Consider the following 19,846-nt stretch of genomic DNA (forward strand, 5'->3'; position numbering starts at 1 on the left):
CGACCATATAAATCAAGGGGTTGCGAGATTTTATCTCGCGACCCCTTTTTATTTTGAGGCGTTTTTACCCCTACAAAACGACTGGCTCTCGGTGGAGCCTTGGTCGCGCGTAGTTTCTGGAAAGGCTGAAAAAAGGGGGGGGGGGCGTAGGAAATCCCACTCGAGGTTCGCCCCAGATCCGAACGTTTTGCTGTAAATCGATCAGGCACTCAAAGAACAGGTGGCCGACGCACTGAATAGCACCTCGGATAAGATCTGTTCTGCGCAACTCACAGTTCACCGAACTGTAGCGAGGAGGGTAAGTAACTTTGGGTTTACGCTTATAGAGCTTTGGATGTTCGTTGATCAGCGCTGGAATGATTTCGCTCTGCAGTCCCAGTGACTGAACTTGGGGCTGCGGGGCTTTGGGGCTGAAACAGTCTCCGGACGAACGCCCGAAAGCGGCCGTTCATGAATGACCGCTATTGGCTGTGGATTCAACCGGTCGATGCAACAAATTGGCTCCCTAAAACATGACAGGGGGATTCGGCGCGCGCGGGAAATTCAGTGCGAGCGGCGCAGTTACGGTTCAATTCGGCACCTTACTCCTTTGATGCTAAAGAAACGAAGGTTGGTTGTTGAGGACCAGTGAAACTCGACTTGATAGTCGACGACCCCCGGCACCCACCAGTCTCGCAATTGATTGACCGGCCCGTCTTTGTCGATATTGACGTTCCTGAATGGAAACAATGGGCGATTCGCGGGTAGCGCCACATCAACTGACGACGCCTCGCTTCCATCGCTCCTGAAGTAGGCTTGTGGTGTCTCGACACGCTGTTCGTGCGATATCGTGATGCTGAGATCGTGTGATCGCCACTCGCTATCATTCGTGAGGATGGCCCGCCGGCCGTTGAGGCGGTTGTCGTTTGTGAAGTCGTGTTCCGCAAGCAGGAGTTCTGAGATGAGTTGCTCGACGGTAAGCGAGCTGGCGGCCAATTCAATGGACTCGTTCTGATAAACATCGACCACCGCTTCGATTGACAGTGGATCCGTGTTCGAAAGCTGTTCGCTGCTCATCCCGAACTCCGGAGCAAAAATGCGCCCCGGTGCAGCGCTGCCCGCAGTCATCGAGTTACGGGTTTGCAGCACTTCAACCTGGTAACTGCGCCATACGGGTAGCTCCGCAAGAACGATCAGGACCAACGTACGTGCGGCCGCGTCTGCGTCATTGCGCAGTAAATGGGCTGTCACCCCTCCCTCCTTGTGCGGCCACTCGTTGCGGACAATATCAATGTCAATTGTGTTGAATGTCGATGCAGTCTTGAAATTGAGTGTGAGCCACTTCTCGCTTTCCTGTAGCGACGGAATTGTTGCAGGCAGAGCACTTTTACTCATCTGTATGAAGATGTCAGGTGATATTGCGAGATCGAAATCGTCCTTGGCTCTGTTGAAATCGACTGTGTCCGATAGCCGTTTGGCGAAATCGCTTTCGGCCTTCTGGGCCATGTTGGAGTTTTCAGGCTGATCCGGCATTACGGCGTCGAGATTGATTCGCAGGGAATCGCTGTTCAGGCTTTCCATAAGCGTCTCTTCGTCGCCTTCGATCGTTATGATGAGGGCGACCATTGGATCGTCGAGACGATTGCTCAGCGGGGCAGGGGATGAGGAGCCGATCCAGCGGTACGCGTTGTTCTCATCCTTGTCTTTATCCTCCAGTCGGCCGTGCTTAAGCGCCGTGAGACTGAATAGTTTGGTCCTGTCGAGATTGGTCCAGCCTTGCACTTCTTCAATCTTGATCGGGAGCGCCGCTAGCAGCTGAGGCATCTCGACTCGTTTTCGCGACGCCAGGAAAATGGAAGGCTGGGTAGCTGCTCCCATGACCCCATTCGGGATCGTGCATCGCGCGATGGGAATCCCAACGGTCGGTGAATCTTTATCAAATTGGCCGATCGACTTGTCGATGATAGCTTCGAAGGTTTGAAGCACCGGCACGGCCACTGTGAATTCATCGTCATAGCGGCGATCAGACAAGGGTTCGAGAAAGCCGAACTGCTCGACAGTTGGGGAAAAACTTTCTGACACAGAAAGTGTGACCTGATCCTCGACGGCTGCAGTAGGGCCATCCTCTTTCGCGATCTGCCTGGAAGCCGACATTCGAAAGAAACTTGCGGGCAGTATTTTGTCAGCCGCTTCATCACCCGCGAGGCAGGAGTAGAGATAGGCTTTGGAGTCAAAAAATACGCTTGGATCGCGTTTGAAGTCCATTGCGATATGCGCGACCAACTGGCCCCGGACAACACCGCCGGTCGCGGTTGCTCGTGCCAGATCGATAATGGCTGTTGGAAAAATCGGCTTGCCCTGGGCGTCAGCGCAAGCCGGATCGTGCATCGGCCACGCCAGCGCGGCGAGATTGTCCATAAGTGCCGAATAGCCGTGAGCATCCTGTCCGTAGTCATAAAGCGTCTTGAAGTATTGCGACCAGTTTGACGCCGTGTTGGTCCCCGCGAGCTCTATGTTGCTGCAGTTGATCAGGCATCCAACCCACTGCAGGTAACGACGGTACATCGTGTCGGTTTTCGCGCCAAAGAGGGTATGAAACTGGAGTGGCCGGAATCCGATCGGCATCAACGTGATTTCCGCTTTGCCGGGTGCCGGGTCGACCGGCCCCTCGGGCACGATCCAGTCGTCAACGTCTACAGCCTCTTGCGGCAAGAGCCTGGTATCAGCGCTACTCGCCGCGCTTCCGCCGAGAAGACTGCGAAAAACCCGAGTTTCGGCCGTTTCGGAGCTGTCTGCATCGATGCCATCCGATCGATTCTTGAGATGGCCGAGCCAGTCTGCGAACCCTGCTTTGATCCGCGAATCATCCGGGTCCGTTGTATCGATGTTGCGCACCAAGCGACCTTCATGATCGTAAGTCTCGTCCAGTGGCAACGGTTCACCGTCATCTTTCGTTGTCACAAGACGCACCAGAGTCCAGGAAGATGGCCCCCCGGCGGGAGTCTTCTTCGCCGGCCGCTCGATTTCGAGCCGGAACTCGACCGCGTTTGAAAGCCGGTAGACGCGGTTCGCGTCACCGCTACGACTCAGTACCACCTGGACTTCCAGATCATCTTCCGGGATGGCGTTGTTGGGAATGCTGTAGACCCTGGAGAGTTTGCTCTGCACCGCTGTCTTGATGTCATGAACGAATTGTCCACGCGCCACCGGCTGGAGGGCGTCTCCCAACCTGAACTTGCCCTCCGGGCCAAGACCGGAACGGAAATCGTAGCGGGCGAGGTGAGGGGCGAGAAGAATTTTGTCCGCCGCGCAAAGCTCGGCCACCGCATTCCAGGCCTCGACAAAAAGTGCTTGTCGATCAGTGTTCGCGCCGACGCTATTCACTTTCAAAAAGCGTTGTCTGAAAATCAGCGTGGCGACCTCGTCATCCGTGTATGGCTCGGTTGTCGGGCTCGAGAATTTTACCGTCAGGAACTTGAGCGCTTCCTGACTCGTGCCGCTTTCAACCTTGGTGCGGACAGTCGTGGCCATGTTGATGGGGAAGTCGAGCGGGCGCGCAACGTCAAGGTCTGGAAGCATGACCTGCGCCGCACCGGAGATGTCGTCGTGTCCGTCCAGCTCCGGCCCGAGTACGTGGGCAAGGCGCGGTGACAGGGTGTAGGCCGTAGACTGCGATGATGCGCGGTCATACAGCACCTTGAAATGGTCAGGAATCGAAGGGAGATCCAATTCCTTTCCATCGGTGGCCATCGCACTGGCCGCCGTCGCAAACTGATAGGTGTGCAATCGGCACTTCGCGTTCGCAATGTCCTCTTGGTAGACGGGATAGAGGTTCCCTCGGCCGGTCAGATCCTCAATCGGTTCGCTTGAAACACGGCCGGCAAGCCGCAAATTGACGAAGCTCACAAGATCGTCCTGGAACTCATCGGACGGCGTGACCGTTTCTATCGCCTTGTGTTTGTCGTGGATGAGTGGATAAGTGACCTTTGCCACGGCCTCGACACGGCTTGACGATTGTGCGAAATGGAAAGTGATGTCTCCCGCCAATCCGATCGACGGAATCAGGTACTTTCGTTCATCCTCCGGCACCTGCGTGACAAGCCGGAGACGATGAAATTCCTCCTTGTTGTTCGATCCTCCGGGAGGTACTGGATATCGAGTTTCCCAATAGGGCGGATCAGCAGAACGCTGCTGTGCGGTCAGTCGTATGGATCTGCCGATAAGTAACGTGACCCCGTTGCCGTTCAAGTCGGCGTCTGTTTTTGGCTTTACAAAGAACACAAGTGTCGGCAATGCATCGCCGTCGATAGCATCCCAAGGCAGCTTCCCCCAGAAGACAAATTGGGGCATTGCGCCCAAAGGAAGGTCGTTCTCGTCCTCCCAGCGAACCTCATTGGTGAAGAACTGATGTAGCCTCGTCTGTTGCGCGGCCCAACCAAGGCCTTGTATGACGCGATCCAGTTCCGCGAGGAAATCGGCACGATCCTCGGCATGGGGTACCAGCCGCATGAGCGCGAAACCACTCGGGCCAGCTTTCTTTGGGAAACCGCGATAGAGGCGTAGCCGGCATTGCAGCGCAACAAATGGCTGGAACTCCAACAGAGCCGGAATCACCGAGAGCCCGGACGCAGTTGATGGTGTGCGAGCGCTCAACTTGTCCGGCAAACGGACATCGACCCTCAAGCGCCGGACATCAGCCAGAGACAGGTCATTCTCGGGCATCCCGGGCGCAGCTTCGCGGCGGCGCACGAAACATTCACCGGCGGCGCGATAGGGAAACGTCATAAGCCCGTCGTTTACGTAGATACGCCTGGCAAGGTCCGGCATCCAGTTCAGCTCTACCTTGCCGGGATACTGTGTATCGAGAGCGGCGAAGAAGCTTGCGATGCTGTCCTGCCCTGGTGTAACCAAGGCCGAAAAACGGAACTCCTTCAATGCCACACCAGCGCTTTCGAGCGTGATCTTGAGGTCGGTGACGGTTTTCAGCTTCGCGAGGTCGGATCGTGACCCCAGGCGTAATGTATGGCCAAGCAGGCTATGAAGGCTCGCAGCCGTTAACCCTTGACGCGGTGCAGTAATAGGAATAATGGCTGTGTCTGTAGATACTCCCGCGATCATTGCATCAGTCGCGAGAAATGTCCGTCCGAGTGTCTGAGCGCGCATCATTTCGTCGGCGAGGGTCGCAAGCGGCGCATTCTCGCTCAAAGCATCCTTGAGACTCTCGACGTAACCATAGGCAAACGGTTTCCCCTGTTCCGGAGGCCGAGGGGGTTCGGACTTGATCTGGTTCTCTCCTTCGCCGTCGACACCAGGTTTGTTCAGTTGCCACAGCTCGTCGGGATCGACGACGCTCAGGCGTTGCGATCGCTGAACAATGTCGATTTCCGACCACGCACCGCCGTCGTATTGAATTGCAACCTTTATGTCCACATCGCTGGGAAACGTAACTGGCTGGAAGCGTGCGGGAGGGTGGGGCACTACCACTTCCGAGACCATCTTGTAGTCGACGCCATTGCCGGTATGGCCGGCGACGATCCAGTCCTTGAAGTCTTCTTCGAAGGCATCGGGATGGTTGACGTCGCCAATGATCACATGCGGCCGGAAAGAGAGCCACAACCCGCCGCGGGCAGGGCTCCCCCAGTCGGCAAAGAAGAGGTCTGAGGCGATCAGAAGAAGAGGGCGGCTCATTTATTACCTCAGTACGAGGCGATGCCTGAATGGCATCGAGATTGAAGTGCTGATGCCGCGGCAAACTTTGAACCAGCCTGAGCCGATACAAGCACTTGCTGACGCGCGAGCGGAAAGCATGAAGTCGAGCTGTAAGGCGACATCGTTGACTCTGGGGAGGTTGACGTTTTCCGGATCTAATCCCCAGAGAATGGTCGCGCGCGCTTCCGCCTGAGCAATCACGGAGACATGCGCCGAGATGATCCACCAGCGCAGAGATCCATGACCTTCTACAAGAATGCCGACTGCGCCGACGAGCCGAAGCCCTTCGAGAGCTTTGTTGTCAAGGTTGAGCACCACGGCGCCTTCGGCGACGACGTAAATCCCCGCTCTCACCCAGACTTCGAAAATCCCACCGCCGAAGCTTGCTCCCAGACCCGCCTGCAGCGCGTAGCCGCCGGCGAAAATGAGGTGCTTGTCGTTAGTGTGGACGACTGTTGTCTTGCGATATCTAACGTAGAGGCCGCCAGAACCCTGAAACGGCGTACAGATCGCCCCGAAGGTCCGGTTCCATGCACGTATACCGTTGGGTGTCATCCACGGGAAACCGACGTCGAGTACAAAGCTACCATTCGCTGCGATCTCAACCGACACCACACCGCCCATGAAGCGAAACGACCCCGTCTGGACCGCCGGCACCGTAAAGGAAACGATGAAGCTGTCTTCCTCGGGTCGCTCGCGCTTCAAATAGAGGCAGGAAATCGCGAATGGGTAGCCGAACCATTCATCGAACAGCGTGCCGCGCAACATCAGGCCGTAGAAAGCGCGATCCTGGAACAGGAATTTGCCGTCCAGAAGACCTTTCAGAACCGAAAAACCGGCGGCGAATAACCAAGGCTCCGCATTCTGATTGATGTCGAGCGGGAAGATACTTTCGTCTTGTATCGATTTCGCAATGCTGGTTCTGGTTTCGTCCGAAGTGCTCCATTTGCTGGTATCGGTGTCAATGCTGATCAAATCCTTCGCGAGCGTTTTATCCAGCGTCAAATTGTTACCGATGAGCAACCAGGAGAAGCCCAGGAAACTGTTCCCCGGCGGAGGAGGCTTTGCCGTTCCATCCAGGGGGTTGCCGAAGAAGCAGACAAATCCACGGCGTCCGGTTTTTGGTACCGAGAAGAAGGCAAGCGTGAGATCCGAGAGGATAGTTTTATCCAGAATCTTCAGCTCGACGCCTTCCATGATGATCCAAGGCGTTTCGGTGCCGTCCTTGTAGGTTTTCTTCTCGAGTGCCAGCTTCGTGATATGCAGTTCGATAATGCGGGCGAGATCCAGATGGAAATTATCGAAGCCGGCGGCGGAGAGTCCGATCTTCAAAGCGTTGGGTGAAAAGCTGAAATCGGAACCCGACAGCAACTGTCCAAGGCCGAGCGAGAAGTCGAGGTTCAGTTTGTCGAAAAGCTTGCCTGCCAGCTCCGGCAGGTCGGCGGCGGTGAGGCGGATATCGACGAGAAAGATGCGCTTTGAGGGAACATTCCAATCCTTCAGAACCAATGTCTTTTCCCATCCAAACTTGTTTTCCCAATCCACGCCGATGCTGCGGATCTTGAGGGCAAGCTGCGGCAGGTTGAACAACTGAAAATGCGGAACGTTGACGTCGAGCTTGATGGCGGGGTAGCTGATCCGTAGCCAGCTGAGGTCCAGGCTCATTGTTTCGGGCAGGCCGATTCCCAGCTTCTCGAATGAGATCCGGCCGTTGCCGCTCGAGCCGACATTGAAGAAATCGTTGAATTTTGGATCAAGATCAAGCTTGCCGAGCTTGATGTCTCCATCGAAATCGATCCGCGCTCCTTTTCCCGGGTCGTAAACGACTTCGGCACCTTTGAACCAAATTTGCTCAATGAGGCCAGGCGGGTTGCGTGGTTCAAGAAGTGCGATCTCTTGTTCGATCTCGCCACTGAAACGGATACGCGGCTCCCCCTCGTTCCTCGGAGGGACTTCCAGGCGTCCACGCAGCTTGACACTGTTCCAATCTTTGGGCTGCCCCTTATGTTTGGGGTGCTGCATACCGAAGACACTCTGGAAAGAAAGCGTTGCTCCGGCATCGAAGCGTACGAGCCGACTGTCGCGCCACAAAGCGTCGACAAAATCGAACCTGTAGGTCGTCTCGTCGTCATCGTCCTTCAGGACAGGCAGTTTCGGATCCTCTTGGTTCTGGTACCAGACCCGTCCGTTAAGACTGGTACCGTTCTCATCGCCTGACTTCGACGGTGTAAGGGCGAGGTAGCGGAAGCGGAGAGTAGGGGGGATGCCAGGAGGGGGAGCGGGCAGCAACGACCGAATGACTGGATGGTCGGAAAAAATGAAATCCAGGTTGAAGAGGATGAGTCCGAGCCAGGCCTTGGCTTTGATGGGTTGATCGACCACGTCGTTCAGAAAGTCTGCTGAACGCCCTTGAATTTCGAGATCGCGAACTGGCTTGAGACCAAGGCTTTCGCGCTCGAAAATTTCTTTAAGCGAGTAGCGTTCACTGAGTTTCAACACGGCGAGCGGAAGATCGGTTGCGGGCTCATCGTGAGCCACCGGCATTTCGAATTTCAACTCAGGGAAACGGTGCGAGTCTGGTGCAAGGGGTTTGGCTGGTGGGTGGATTGTGAAGTCGGCAGTGCCTGATTTTCGGAGAATCAGGTAGTCGGGCGCTTTTCCCGCCGGAATTTTTACCTCAACCTTGAACAAGCCGTAGTCGCGAATGACCTCATAGGCTGCGGGCTGCAAACCGTCTGCCTGAACATTCACGGACGCGACCGCGACTGTTACCGCGGAGTGTGTTTCTGGCGCAAAGAGCTGCGTCAGCGTCATCCTTTGTACTCCGCCCGCCGGACTCTCGATTAGCGAGGTATCGTGCCTGGCAGAACCCAGCTGATGCGACAACGTGGCGGCGCGAGCATTTAGGTGGGCGTAGTGCAGTTGGCGGACATCGTTCGTTCTGGTTACCGCGTGCCGGGCGAGATTGTCCGCAATTAAAGCGAGGCCGATCTTGCCGCCTGCGAACTTCCAGACGTCTACACATTCAGAACCCGCCGTGTAAGCATCGCCCGCCTTGGGATGTTCAAGACAGGTATCGAACTCGATCCACGGCAAAGTGACATCGCGCAGCATCCGCAATGCAACAGGCGGAAACACTGCGCCGGGGAAAGCGTGGGATTGCGTTTCATGCTCACAGCAGAGATGGGCGACTCCTTTCGACTCTACGCGTGCCTTGGCGAGTAAACCGTGAACCGCCCCGCACGCCAGCTTGACGCGAACACCTTTCTCGGCGGGAAGTGACGCCGCGACCAGCAATGAGCCAATCTGCTTGTTTTGATGCAGCCTGGCCGACAAGGACAGCGGCTGACTCAGTTCTACTTCGATCGGTTTGTTGTTTGCCGACAAAAGCCCGAACAGTGTCATCGTCGGGCCACCGGCTCCGCCTGATCCGGCCAAGGTGGTGGCCGACAAAATCGTGCCGCTGCCGTTGCGCTCCAGATCGGTGATCAGCCGATAGTTATCCGCCCGAATCGGAACCCATACTGGATTTTCGGCAGACACAGCGGCTGCCCGGTCGTGGATATCCGCATTGAGCGGCAACCCGAACTTGGCCGGCTGCGAATCGAACTCGAGTTGCAATGTTCCGATGGTGGCTGACAGATCGAGAGTATGCGCGCGAGAGATATGCCTGCGCTCGAACAACCAGGCTGTTATACCGTCCGGACGCTTGGCGACGATCCCTGTCTGCGCGGCACAGAAATTTTCTTCCAGCTGGATGCGCATCGCGCCGAGGTTGGGCACGGCTCGGCCCTTCTCCAGACTTATCTCCAAGGGTAGTTCGCTGGACTGCAGGATGTGGGTTGCCGCCGAGCCAAAGCTTTGCCCGATCCAGCCCCCCTTCACGGTAACTGCATTCTTTGCCGTCGCATTGCCTGCGAGTTGCAGCGGGGGGACGAAGAGCGAAAGAGTGCCGCTTCCCTGGCCATTTTGTTCGATCGTTAGGCGACTGATAGATTCCGGAACGCCATCCTCGAGACGCCAGGTAACACCGTTTTTCACAACACGCATCGTGGCTCGCATGATTATCTTTATGGACGAGGCTTCGACCTTGAGTTCGAGGTCGGTTTTGAGTTTTTTATCGGCGATGTGCACGGCCCAAGCGTTCACCGTGAGGCCGTGAATCGCAGGGGGGCTGACCGTTCCGTCCTGCTCGACGGTGAGATCGAGGCCGAGAAGTGAAATAGTTGACATAGAACTCCTTTCCCCGCCCGTGCGTTATTGAGCCCAGAAGGAACCAAGGATCTGTTTGCGATGACCTACAAGCAGGACGTCGCGGTGTGCAAGTAGCACTCGTTCCGGGCAAGAGTTCATCTCTGCGCAGAGATTGGTTGCGTCGACCAGCCTGCCGCCGGGCGCCGCTGTCGCGCCAGAACGAAGCTCGATTGAGTAATAACCGTCGGGGCTCACTGTCGATTTATCGCTCCCTCTCAAAGTGATGAGTCCGTCAGCGGTAGCGTTGCTTTCGTTGCCCTTCATCGCAAAATTGGATTGTTCTCGCCAGAGGCCAACAATCTCCACTCCGAACATGCGCTCTATGTCCGCGACCGTGGTGCATGGGGGGACAAAACGTACTCCCTCCTCACGGCTCAAACGAACGGCGATACTTAGCTCAATGTTATTGCGCGCGCGCGCAGGCGCCGAAAGCGTGTACTTCATAAATTCGCTTCCCTGTTTTGCATCGATGACACCCACTTGATCGGCGTAAAACCAGTCGTCCGATCCAATGGCAATGGCGCGACTACCGTCTTTTCCAGGGGGGAGTGTCACATGCAGGGTCCGGCTCGCAAGGCCGTTTCCTATCGTAGGATCTTGCTCATCGGCGGAGCAGAACACACGCTTTGCGAGTTGAGACGTGGTTCTCTTCGGGATACCGCTCTTTTCTACAAACTGATAGTCGACACGCATCTTTTCCAGAAATGGTTTGAGAATACGGGTGGTATATATTCCTGGCGCAGTCTTCACTCGACTGGAATAGGATTCGCTGTCGTTGCCATACATGAGCTGCCACGTGCCCGGATCATCGCGATCCTGTTCGGACATCGAGAGCAACGTTGTCATGAAGAAGGCATTTTCGCGCCCAAGAGCGAGGCCGTCGGCCATCGCTCCATCCACATCAGGCACCGTGTAGGTGTACGACGAAGGGAGGGTTTGTTGCTCTACTTTTTCGTTGCCGGAGGGGAGGGCAATTGAGTCGAGGCGGATCCTCATCCCGGCTCCAACATCAAGCTGACAGGAGCGCGCTGATTCCTGATTGTCGGGGTTCCAACAGTTCTTGTCGTTCAAACCCAGATAAGCGATGCGCTGATTCAGTGCATCCACTCCACCAGTAAGTCTTGCTGTGCATCCGGTCAAAGCCATTGCCATGACCACAGCAAAAAGAACTCCGTTCTTCATTATCGCCTCCGTTCCAACTCAGGAAATGTTCGCCACCATCGTTTCTCTAAATAGCGGGCAAGCTTCGGTCAGGCTGTTATTGACGTCTGTATAAACCGACCAAGAACGGCAGGTCGTTTTCTAACGGCGAAATACGGATGAAATTGCTCTGTTGGGTTTGTTCTTTCTAGCGCAGCGCAATATTAAAAAGTAAGTGACGATGCCAATCCTTGTCTGTAAATCTATGCCAATGTGCTTTGCAATCCAGTTCGAGGACTGCACTTATCAGATGTAAACCAGACCTGGCCCTATAAAACGTCAGATGCGTCCCACCTAAATGACGCCCCGACTGGCGTAGGTAACACTATCGCGAGAAGCTTGGTCCCAGGCCCAGTTTACCGTCTTGTTGAATCCGGCATTCGCCGGGTCATTGAGCTTGCCCCAGTAGGCAAACGGGTACTTTCCGTGTGCGAGGGGGGAGCCTGCTACAACAACCACAACGTGTCCGTTACCCGTCTCCTTCCGCGCTCCGATCACGAACTCGCCTCTTGCGGCAGCTGTAGCAGCTCTTTGTCCAGCCTGAGCATCCGATCCCAATTCTGTCCAGCCATTGGCTGAGGTCAACTGACCGACAATGTCATTGGCCTGTCCGGTCAATGTGATTGCAAATTCCTGAGCTACTGCCTTGGCGAAATCTGAGCAATCGGAAGCGTTTTCAGGGATTTTCAAAAGCTTCTCGCAGCTTTGCTTGATTCGGTCTGTGCTTGAGATGGTGGTGAAGAACTCGGTAGTAGAATGAAGGGAGCGCGGACTCATGGTCGGGACAAATGGTTGCCTCCCCCATTTCGGTAGTTGTGTGCGGACAAATCCCTCAATGAAATCGGTACCCGCATAGCCAATTCCCACAACACCGAAGAACATCTCGGCAGAGATATTGACAGCGGCGCTTGCTTGGAAACCAGTTATGGTGAGAATGCCGATGCCGCCAGCGATCGCCCCAATAAAGAGACTGAAGATTAAACGAGAAACGTCCAGCCCTTCCGAGCGAAGTGTCGTTCCTTCTGCCGCTGCTTCATCGCTCGCCTTCTTGAGGCCGACGATCGTGCGTAGCCCTTGCCCAAATGCGCCGGCAATGACACCGATCACGATAAGCTGCAAAAGCTCATATCCATCCATGGCTTTTTCCTCTCATCCTTAATATTTGGTAGATGGTAGACGAACCTTTCGATTGGTCAAAAAAAGACCTACCAGAGATGGTTTGAAGTAACCATGTATTTAGGCCGACTTGATCCATCAAGCGATTCTGAAAGAGTAGAATCCACCGTAACGCGCCGACACACCGCTCGATTCTGTGTTTCAAGCCGATGCAAGCACCTCCTAGCAGCCATGCCCCAGCATCGGTACGGAATAGTCCTCCGGTAATGTTCCGACGCCACTCAGTCCGGGGTGTTGTTCCTAGATTTGTGGCCGACTGGCCGCCTTAGGTTGGTTTCAATCGGTTCCAAGAGGCAGCTATTGGCCGACTCTGTTGAAAAAGTCGGATTTTCGGCTTGCTTGAACTCAGGCATGCCAACCACTGGAGAACCTTGTAGACCGGTGGTAATCCGTCGTCGGTGCTGAATTCACTTGCCCCGCGACCCATCCACACCCCTTATCACTTGCACAAAAACGGCACCAGAGTACGCTTCAATCGGATCCAAAGGAGGGATTGCGGTGCCGAATTTTTTTGTTGAGCAAGCGGGGACGCTGAATCTGTTTCAACAGCAGCGCACTCCCAATCATGGATTCAGACCTGGACAGTTGGGTGCGTTGCACGCCGTTTTGGCGCATTTCTCCGTACAGGACGACCCTGCCATCGTCTGTTTACCCACAGGCTATGGAAAGACCTCCTTGATGATGGCGCTTCCCATGCTGCTGGGGCCGGCGCATGTACTGATAGTGGAACCTTCAAGCGCCTTGAGAAAACAGGTGCATTCGCATATTTCAGTTATGTCCACGCTCCGTCGGATTGGTGCGCTGGCTGAAGATTGTCCGCTTCCCGACGTGCACCTGCATATCGGCCGTCCTCAGTCCCTTGAAGAATGGCAATCGCTTCGAACCTACGACGTCGTCGTTTCGACACCTTCAAGCTCATCACCCGACCTAGCCCTCGGTGCGCCCCCGGATCTCTTCGATCAGCTATGCAGCGGCGTGTCGATCTTGCTCCAAAGCAAGAGCTCTCGTGGCTTGAGCGCGTGGCGGCCTCATCCGGACTTCCATACGAAATCGTGGCGAGCCTGAAAGGGCTCATAGAGACCGGTGCGTTTTCCGGAAAATCTACCGACTGCATTCAGTCATTATTCTGCTGGATTGAAACGCGCCCAGAATGGTTGCTTCAGCTAATCAGGCCGAATGACATCGAAGGGCTTTTTGGTGGCCGATCACGGCTACGCTCAGTCGCTTGCCGACGCAGCGAGTAAGTGAGATTGATCAGTTGCTGTAGCGTCGGTGGATACCGGACTGACTTGCGCAAGGTGAGTTTGGCGGACGCTTACCGCTCAATTCGTGATTGAACGGATATAGTAGCGTCGTGTGCGCACTGTCCAATGCAATACGTTGAAAGGAGTCGACATGAAGCTGATCGCCAATCGAATTAACGGGGTACACCTGCGCGACCTATTACCTGGGGCCGAGGTCGAGGTAGATGGCGTGTTGGCTGCGGTGGCCTATGGCAGTAGTGCATCCGATATCACCCAGGATCTGGTCGGCCATTGCGTCGTTAACAAGCTGCGTCTGGACCTATGGATGCGCTACGACCACACCGTGCCCGTTTCGGTAGAGCTGCTTAAGCGCCTGTTCAAACATCAGAAAGACAATGTATTTACGCGCTTTGTCCCCGACCGCTTCCACCCCAAGGTAATTTGGTGGAAAGGTTACGGCGCCTATATTGGCTCGGCCAACCATACTGATAATGGGTGGCTTACAAACATTGAAGCGGGAGTTTTCCTGACGGCGGACGAGTTGCTCGCCAATGGCATGGACAACCAGTTGGAAAACCTCTTCGACTACCTGCGTGAACTGGAAGTAACCATCCCTATTTCGGCGGATTACATCGCTGAAATGGAGCGCTTCAACCTCTGGAACAAGGGCATCTACGACGAGTCGCGCAAGAAGCGCAGCCATCCCGAATGGGAAGGGCCGAGCTTTGTCCAAGAGAAGGCCGCCTTTGACCGACGGAAGGACAATTTCAAGCAGGAGTGGTTAGAAACGCTCGGTATTCTGCAGAGCATTCAGCAACAACTGGGAGACTACCGACCCAAATGGGTGAGTGCCGATGTCCCAAGTGCTTGGCATGTCGATCAATTTCTGCATGGTTACTATTACAATCATGTCGGTGACGCCCAGCGCAAGCCATACGAGGACTTCCACGAAAACCATCGGGCCAACCCGCAGGCTGCACTGGAGGTTGAACTGAGGTGGTGGAAGTCTTTGTCGGAAGCGCCATCGTACGAAGACTACGCGCTTTATGAGAGTGCACCGGCGGTGCGTGAGTTGCTGGCCCAGGACAGGGTGCTCGAATTATCTAGTGAGGAATTCGCCGTCCTGTGTCGCAACACCCACGCGACCATGGAGCACATAATAAAAGTGCCAACCGCCGAGCTTGGCTTTCCTGAGCTGAAGACGCTGGACAGGGAGTCACGTGTGCGGCCCTTTGCCGAACTCATCCTGCGTCAGCGCAACCGCAAGGGATGGGATGTTCGTAAACTACTCCACCATGTGCTCTACGAAGGGCAAGATAATGAGATCTGGTTGCGCCTGTACCATGCTGGGCGCGACTGGGATTACAGCATCCCACGCTATGGCCTGAATTCTCTAGCCGAGGTGATCGGCTGGGCCCGGCCGGAAGTGGTTCCACCGCGCAACGGTCGCACCAGCAAGGCGTTGAGAGCACTGGGCTACGATGTGAAGGTTTATTGAATTCCACAGCACAGTTGCCACGTTCAAGCGCTGTATCGCTTGGCGGATAGTTGAAATATTCAGTGCAGGAGCGTCTGCTAGTGGCCGATAGCTTCTGCTTGCTGGGCGCGCGTCCAGTTGCCACCGGTCTGACAAATGCTCCTTTCTGGCTTGTCGGGTTGGGCGCAAAAAAAACCAATGCCACCATTGCGATGCGAACCGTTTGTTAAGTCGCTCAATCGCTTCCAAAATGGGCACACTCTCCAGACTTTAGAGGGATTACCTCCACGATCTGCTGTATTAGCATCCATTCAGATTAGCATCCATTCAGCCCTGGACCGTTAAGACGGACTAGCATAGAGGCGTTGACCGAGCGCGAGGTTTGGCCAGCCACCATTGGCGTAGGGCTAGAATGTACAAAATTTGCGCCAGATGCCTGGAGCCTTTCCAGTCGATTTCAGCACGTGTACTGCGATAGCGCTGTTTCGAGTTGCTCGCGGACATGACAGCGAAGGTGCGCGGGCGACACGACTTCGACGTCTGCGGCATTGCTCATCAGGAATAATCTAAGACCCTGAGTGTCGAGCAATTCACACCGCAGCAACCATCTATCGCCATCTCTTTCGACCTGTTGATTCGCCGCAAGCGCGTTTTCCGTAAGGCGATTGTGAAGGTTCTCCTTCAACCGCAACACCAACTCTATCGTCTCGTTCGCGTGGACAGAAATTAGGTCTCGCTGAACCTCGATGGAGCGAACGTCATAGCCTTCAGGTTCTTGGATAGCATCCCTCGCCACCCGCACGTCCACCATCCGATGCAACATCAGCGCACAGGTTTTACCAATCCCGTTGCTGCTGTACTTTCCTCTTGGCAAGCCAGGATCGGGCGCCTCTCCATGCCAGGTCTCCTTCGCTACAAATGCTGACAGGTAGATGTTGCTGTCCTGGTACGCGAGCGCGAGCGGTTTCAGAAGGTAGGAGCACTCCACGCCGTTGGCATCTCGAGGTCTATAACGCACGGTCAGGCTATGATCGTCGATCATTGCACCTTGTATGAGCTTGAGGTGCTCATGGTCATGTTGCCCATGCTCCAGCACAGTGAACCGCGTGCCAGTGATGATGCGACCCTCGGCGACTAAATGCCGGGCTGATCGAGACTTCAGCTCCCAGGCCGCGTACTCGCGCAGCTTTGTAAGCTCTTTCGTGTCCATCCAGAAACCGAAGCGTTCAGCATGTTGGAAAATAGCGCTAAGGGTCATCGATTCTTGCGGCGAAAGCGCCAAGTCAAAAATGCCCTTGCCCAATTTCCAGCGATGCGCTCTGCGTCGCTGTCCTGATTCTTCGGGTACTTTTTCTACAAACCCTTCCGCCTTCAACTCAAACAGGTCACGCCGAGTTGTCCTCGGATTGGCGGTACCGTCCGCCCATTCGAGCATCTCTTGATGCAACTCCTCGGTCGACAAAGCGCGGCCTGCACGTTGGAGAATCTTGCGCAAATATTTGCGCCGCTTTTCTCGGTGTTCAGTTTCATCTGAAATAATTCGCATAATTTTTCAACTCGGACAAATCAGTGTCTAGTAGGGCTGCATCATAGCCCCGCTGGCACGCAATTGGGCGTTGAATATGCCAGCCCACAGGAGCATTCATGAACACTAAACACCCCTACGCTAAGCTTGATCACGTCCCCGAATTCATCGACTGGTTGGCGGGTCATCTTGATTCGGACACGCTCATCACGCATGAGTACGTTGATCGTCGCTCGGGAGTACGGTGGTCGTGTAACAGCCTGTACGGCGCGTTTACCTCGTATTGCTGGAATCACCCGGGTAATACCCGCCTCGCGTTCAACCCAGGGGTTAGCGCTGCCAGCAACGAAATGGCGCTGTCCGCACTGCGCGCAGACTTGATCGCTGCTGGCAGCAGCGATGCGTTGATCCTCCAGGCGTCCCTCGACGTCATGGCCTGGGGAGGTGTCACCTCCCGCAACAACGAATGGTTGAAAGCCAACAAGACTGGCCTTGCAAAGATGATTTCGGATGTCGCTACAGCATTGGTAGACAATGATCCCGACGCCCCGATTCTTCGTAATCAATCGCTGCGCTTCAATTCGGGAATGACCAAAATCTATTCGTTGCTTTGCCCTGATTTCATCATCTACGACAGCCGGGTAGCCGCTGCATTGGGATTGCTGGTGGTCAAATACTGCAATGTCAAATGCCTGACGAAAGTTCCGCCGGCGCTTAATTTCCCTTGGGCCGGGGCGAAAGAGTCGACCACTGCTCTCGCACCTAAACGCCGTAACCCAAGTATCGGAAGTCTTCAGTTCAAACGCCTGCGCTCAGGGTCGCATCACGCACGTTGGAACATGCACGCCAGCTACGTGCTCAGCCAAGTGGCAAAACATCCTCTCTGTTCTGAGAGTCCTTTCCGGGTCGGTAAAACAACCCAACAAACACTTCGCAGCATCGAACAGGCTCTGTTCAGTATTGGGTATGACTTGCCGGTGAACGACTGACCACCATTGCTTTGGTGAAACGATCTCACAAGTCACCCTGCTGGAGGAGGCGAGGGGGCGTCCTGCGCCCTTGCGCCCCCACTAACTTAAATCGGAGGCCCCAATGGCCGAGATGACCTCGCTGCAACTCATGATTGTCGAGTTGGCGAAAAGCGGTATTAGTTCGTCGGCGCTCAAATCTGCTGTCCTAAGCGTTCACCCACACCTGAACGATGGTGCTTACTTGGGGGAATTGGCCACCTTGCAAGTCGAAGGCTGGCTTGTTGGTGAAGAGGCGGAGGGCGCTTGGTTTTTCACGTCTTTCGTCGACGACGTGGGCGCTGACCGGGTACCTGAGTACAGCCCGGAGTTCGCCGAAATGATTGTGGCCGCGGATTGTGGCAACTGGACCGAATTGGACCCGGATGAACTCATAGCGCAGTTGGATGAAATGCTCAGAAAAGCAAACGCCCGGCGTTCGGGAAAAGCGTAGCGTTGGATTTACAGAGCTCCGTTGTTGTCTTCACCCTGACAACGCACAGAATAATGGAGTGACAACGATCCAGTCACCATCGGGGGATCCTAAAAATGGAGTGACAGCGCTCCAGTTAGACCTTTCGCTACGCTAAAAATATTACTAAAGTGCCACTATCTAATAGCGAGATGATGGCAATGAATATCCTCACGCCTCAACCCATTCAGGTTTCGCTCGGCCAATGGTTTAGCCGCAACCTATCCTCCGTTCTCGCTGTCGCAGGTGCGCTGCGGGAAACGCAACACGATGCCGACGGCCCCGGGCCTTTGTCCGCGGTGCAGATCCAGCTGCAAACCGGCATCGCTCGTAGCACGCTGCGGGCCCTGAAATCACCAGCGCAAGGTAGCGATGCCAACCCGGACCTGAGCACTATCGAGCGTCTTGCCCAGGCTCTGGGGGTGCCACCTGCTTTCCTGTTGATGCGCCCCCAGGACTGGGCACTGCTGGCCAGCGCGATCGGCAACAGTGGCGATTACTTGGTTGCAGCTCACAAGTTGGAGGCCGAAGAGCGGCTTCAAGAGATTAATCCGGTGGAAAAGGTCTTGCGCGAATGCAAGGTCCATCCGGATCAGCGCCCCAGTATTGTGGGTGCCTCGCCGGAAGTTGCCCGGGCCAATGCCCGCGATGAGTGGCGTAGACGCGCATGTCTCAAGCTCGATGCGCTGATGCTGCGCGAGATTTCAAAATCCGGCCCACGCAAGTGGTTGGCCGCGATAGCGGGCGCCTGGGTCAGCCAGACCACGCCACACGATCCTTCTTCTAGCGAACAATAAGGAGTGCCGGGATGCCGATCATTCACGACCCCGATCTTGCCGATGTATTGATGAGTGCCAGCGCCGACGACGTGGGCCTGTTGATAGATGTGATCACCGACAACGGCAAGGGCCGCATCTCCCTGTCATCTTCAGTCTGTCGTCAGTTGATGTCCGACAAGGACAAGGGTGTCGGCGAGTCGACCCGGGCTATTTTCGCCGAGGAGCTTACCCGCTTTGGCGGCAACTCACTGGTCAACCTGTTCCGCGGCGGCAGTGGTGTGCCGTACCGCGAGCTGTTGGCTGATGTGGCCGGGCACGTCGGCGCGAAGAACAAGGCGAGCGCCAGCTGCGCCGAGATGGAAATGGCGATCATCACCAAGGTATTCGCCCAGTCCCTGGCGCGGATGAGCGAGGAAGACCGCAAAACACTGTTCGAATCCCTGGGCGGACTGACGTACCGACCCGGCATGGGGCCGGGGGCATTGGCGGCTTTGCTGGCTTCACTCGGTAGTTCCGGGTTGGCTTCCTACAACGTGGCGGCGGTGGTCGCCAGCGCGACCATGAGCAGCCTGGTAGGGCGTGGCGTGGTGCTGGCGGGTTCGAGCACCCTGGGTCGTGGTCTAGCAGTGCTGGCTGGCCCGGTGGGCTGGGCCATCACCGGGATCTGGACGGCATTCGACCTAGCAAGCCCGGCGTACCGGGTCACCGTGCCCTGCGTCATCCAGATCGGCCATATGCGCCAGAAGATGTTGCTCAAACCCACCTGTCCCGGTTGCCACGCGATAGTCGCGGCCGGCGCCAACTTCTGTGGCAAATGCGGGATACGCCTGGGCGCCTGATGCCCACTTTAGACGACCAAGGAGTGAGTCAATGAACCCTGTGATTTCCCCTCTCGAATTTCTCCTGACCAACGTCATCTGCTTCGCCGCTGGCGCGGCCACGGTGGTCGCGCTGAACCTTGCGGCGAAAGCCGTGCATGCCTCCGGCAAACGCGCCGCGCAGAGCGCCACCTGAACCAACGGAT

Annotated in this window: 12 protein-coding genes; 7 read left to right on the forward strand and 5 right to left on the reverse strand. The window is 55.7% G+C overall.

Features of this window, described 5'->3' with window-relative positions; all coding sequences use genetic code 11:
- Nucleotides 1-561: 561 nt before the first annotated feature.
- The 4 genes from ACOYXH_RS07275 to ACOYXH_RS07290 form a co-directional block, all read right to left on the reverse strand.
- A complete protein-coding gene (locus ACOYXH_RS07275; protein WP_460410457.1) occupies nt 562-5,667 on the reverse strand; it encodes a hypothetical protein in 5,106 nt (1,701 codons plus the stop codon).
- 3 nt (nt 5,668-5,670) lie between these two features.
- Nucleotides 5,671-9,921, reverse strand: coding sequence for a hypothetical protein (locus tag ACOYXH_RS07280; protein ID WP_460063864.1), 4,251 nt, complete (start codon nt 9,919-9,921; stop codon nt 5,671-5,673).
- A gap of 24 nt (nt 9,922-9,945) precedes the next feature.
- Nucleotides 9,946-11,124: a hypothetical protein gene (locus ACOYXH_RS07285; RefSeq protein WP_259173543.1), complete on the reverse strand. Its 1,179-nt coding sequence runs from the start codon at nt 11,122-11,124 to the stop codon at nt 9,946-9,948.
- A gap of 312 nt (nt 11,125-11,436) precedes the next feature.
- On the reverse strand, nt 11,437-12,279 hold the full coding sequence (locus ACOYXH_RS07290; protein ID WP_460063866.1) for a hypothetical protein: 843 nt from the start codon (nt 12,277-12,279) through the stop codon (nt 11,437-11,439).
- Between the two features lie 537 nt (nt 12,280-12,816).
- On the opposite strand from ACOYXH_RS07290, the gene ACOYXH_RS07295 reads away from it, so the two are divergent.
- Together ACOYXH_RS07295 and ACOYXH_RS07300 are read left to right on the forward strand one after the other, a co-directional pair.
- A complete protein-coding gene (locus tag ACOYXH_RS07295; protein ID WP_460063868.1) occupies nt 12,817-13,383 on the forward strand; it encodes a DEAD/DEAH box helicase in 567 nt (188 codons plus the stop codon).
- A gap of 330 nt (nt 13,384-13,713) precedes the next feature.
- Nucleotides 13,714-15,060, forward strand: coding sequence for a phospholipase D family protein (locus ACOYXH_RS07300; protein ID WP_259173533.1), 1,347 nt, complete (start codon nt 13,714-13,716; stop codon nt 15,058-15,060).
- 436 nt (nt 15,061-15,496) lie between these two features.
- On the opposite strand, the gene ACOYXH_RS07305 is transcribed toward ACOYXH_RS07300, so the two are convergent.
- Nucleotides 15,497-16,585 (reverse strand): helix-turn-helix transcriptional regulator, encoded by a 1,089-nt coding sequence (locus tag ACOYXH_RS07305; RefSeq protein WP_460410458.1) that lies wholly within the window; start codon nt 16,583-16,585, stop codon nt 15,497-15,499.
- A 98-nt stretch (nt 16,586-16,683) separates the two neighbouring features.
- On the opposite strand from ACOYXH_RS07305, the gene ACOYXH_RS07310 reads away from it, so the two are divergent.
- The 5 genes from ACOYXH_RS07310 to ACOYXH_RS07330 all read left to right on the forward strand — a co-directional run bounded on the left by ACOYXH_RS07310 (nt 16,684) and on the right by ACOYXH_RS07330 (nt 19,836).
- On the forward strand, nt 16,684-17,553 hold the full coding sequence (locus ACOYXH_RS07310) for a hypothetical protein (RefSeq protein ID WP_245141957.1): 870 nt from the start codon (nt 16,684-16,686) through the stop codon (nt 17,551-17,553).
- Nucleotides 17,554-17,656: 103 nt separating this feature from the next.
- Nucleotides 17,657-18,025 (forward strand): hypothetical protein, encoded by a 369-nt coding sequence (locus tag ACOYXH_RS07315; protein ID WP_460063873.1) that lies wholly within the window; start codon nt 17,657-17,659, stop codon nt 18,023-18,025.
- A gap of 179 nt (nt 18,026-18,204) precedes the next feature.
- Nucleotides 18,205-18,840 (forward strand): helix-turn-helix domain-containing protein, encoded by a 636-nt coding sequence (locus tag ACOYXH_RS07320; protein ID WP_460063876.1) that lies wholly within the window; start codon nt 18,205-18,207, stop codon nt 18,838-18,840.
- A gap of 11 nt (nt 18,841-18,851) precedes the next feature.
- Nucleotides 18,852-19,661 carry a ubiquinol-cytochrome C chaperone family protein gene (locus ACOYXH_RS07325; protein WP_092254160.1) on the forward strand — a complete coding sequence of 270 codons (810 nt, stop codon included), beginning with the start codon at nt 18,852-18,854 and terminating at the stop codon, nt 19,659-19,661.
- A gap of 31 nt (nt 19,662-19,692) precedes the next feature.
- Nucleotides 19,693-19,836: a hypothetical protein gene (locus ACOYXH_RS07330; protein WP_164488184.1), complete on the forward strand. Its 144-nt coding sequence runs from the start codon at nt 19,693-19,695 to the stop codon at nt 19,834-19,836.
- Nucleotides 19,837-19,846 lie beyond the last annotated feature (10 nt).

This window comes from Pseudomonas sp. Mb7 (genome assembly GCF_054790525.1).

Excerpts from the sequence above, each read along its gene's own strand:
- ACOYXH_RS07320 (WP_460063876.1), top strand. The coding sequence starts at position 18,205 with ATGAATATCCTCACGCCTCAACCCATTCAGGTTTCGCTCGGCCAATGG.
- ACOYXH_RS07300 (WP_259173533.1), top strand. The coding sequence starts at position 13,714 with ATGAAGCTGATCGCCAATCGAATTAACGGGGTACACCTGCGCGACCTA.
- ACOYXH_RS07315 (WP_460063873.1), top strand. The coding sequence starts at position 17,657 with ATGGCCGAGATGACCTCGCTGCAACTCATGATTGTCGAGTTGGCGAAA.
- ACOYXH_RS07325 (WP_092254160.1), top strand. The coding sequence starts at position 18,852 with ATGCCGATCATTCACGACCCCGATCTTGCCGATGTATTGATGAGTGCC.
- ACOYXH_RS07290 (WP_460063866.1), bottom strand. The coding sequence starts at position 12,279 with ATGGATGGATATGAGCTTTTGCAGCTTATCGTGATCGGTGTCATTGCC.
- ACOYXH_RS07285 (WP_259173543.1), bottom strand. The coding sequence starts at position 11,124 with ATGAAGAACGGAGTTCTTTTTGCTGTGGTCATGGCAATGGCTTTGACC.
- ACOYXH_RS07330 (WP_164488184.1), top strand. The coding sequence starts at position 19,693 with ATGAACCCTGTGATTTCCCCTCTCGAATTTCTCCTGACCAACGTCATC.
- ACOYXH_RS07280 (WP_460063864.1), bottom strand. The coding sequence starts at position 9,921 with ATGTCAACTATTTCACTTCTCGGCCTCGATCTCACCGTCGAGCAGGAC.
- ACOYXH_RS07305 (WP_460410458.1), bottom strand. The coding sequence starts at position 16,585 with ATGCGAATTATTTCAGATGAAACTGAACACCGAGAAAAGCGGCGCAAA.
- ACOYXH_RS07275 (WP_460410457.1), bottom strand. The coding sequence starts at position 5,667 with ATGAGCCGCCCTCTTCTTCTGATCGCCTCAGACCTCTTCTTTGCCGAC.
- ACOYXH_RS07310 (WP_245141957.1), top strand. The coding sequence starts at position 16,684 with ATGAACACTAAACACCCCTACGCTAAGCTTGATCACGTCCCCGAATTC.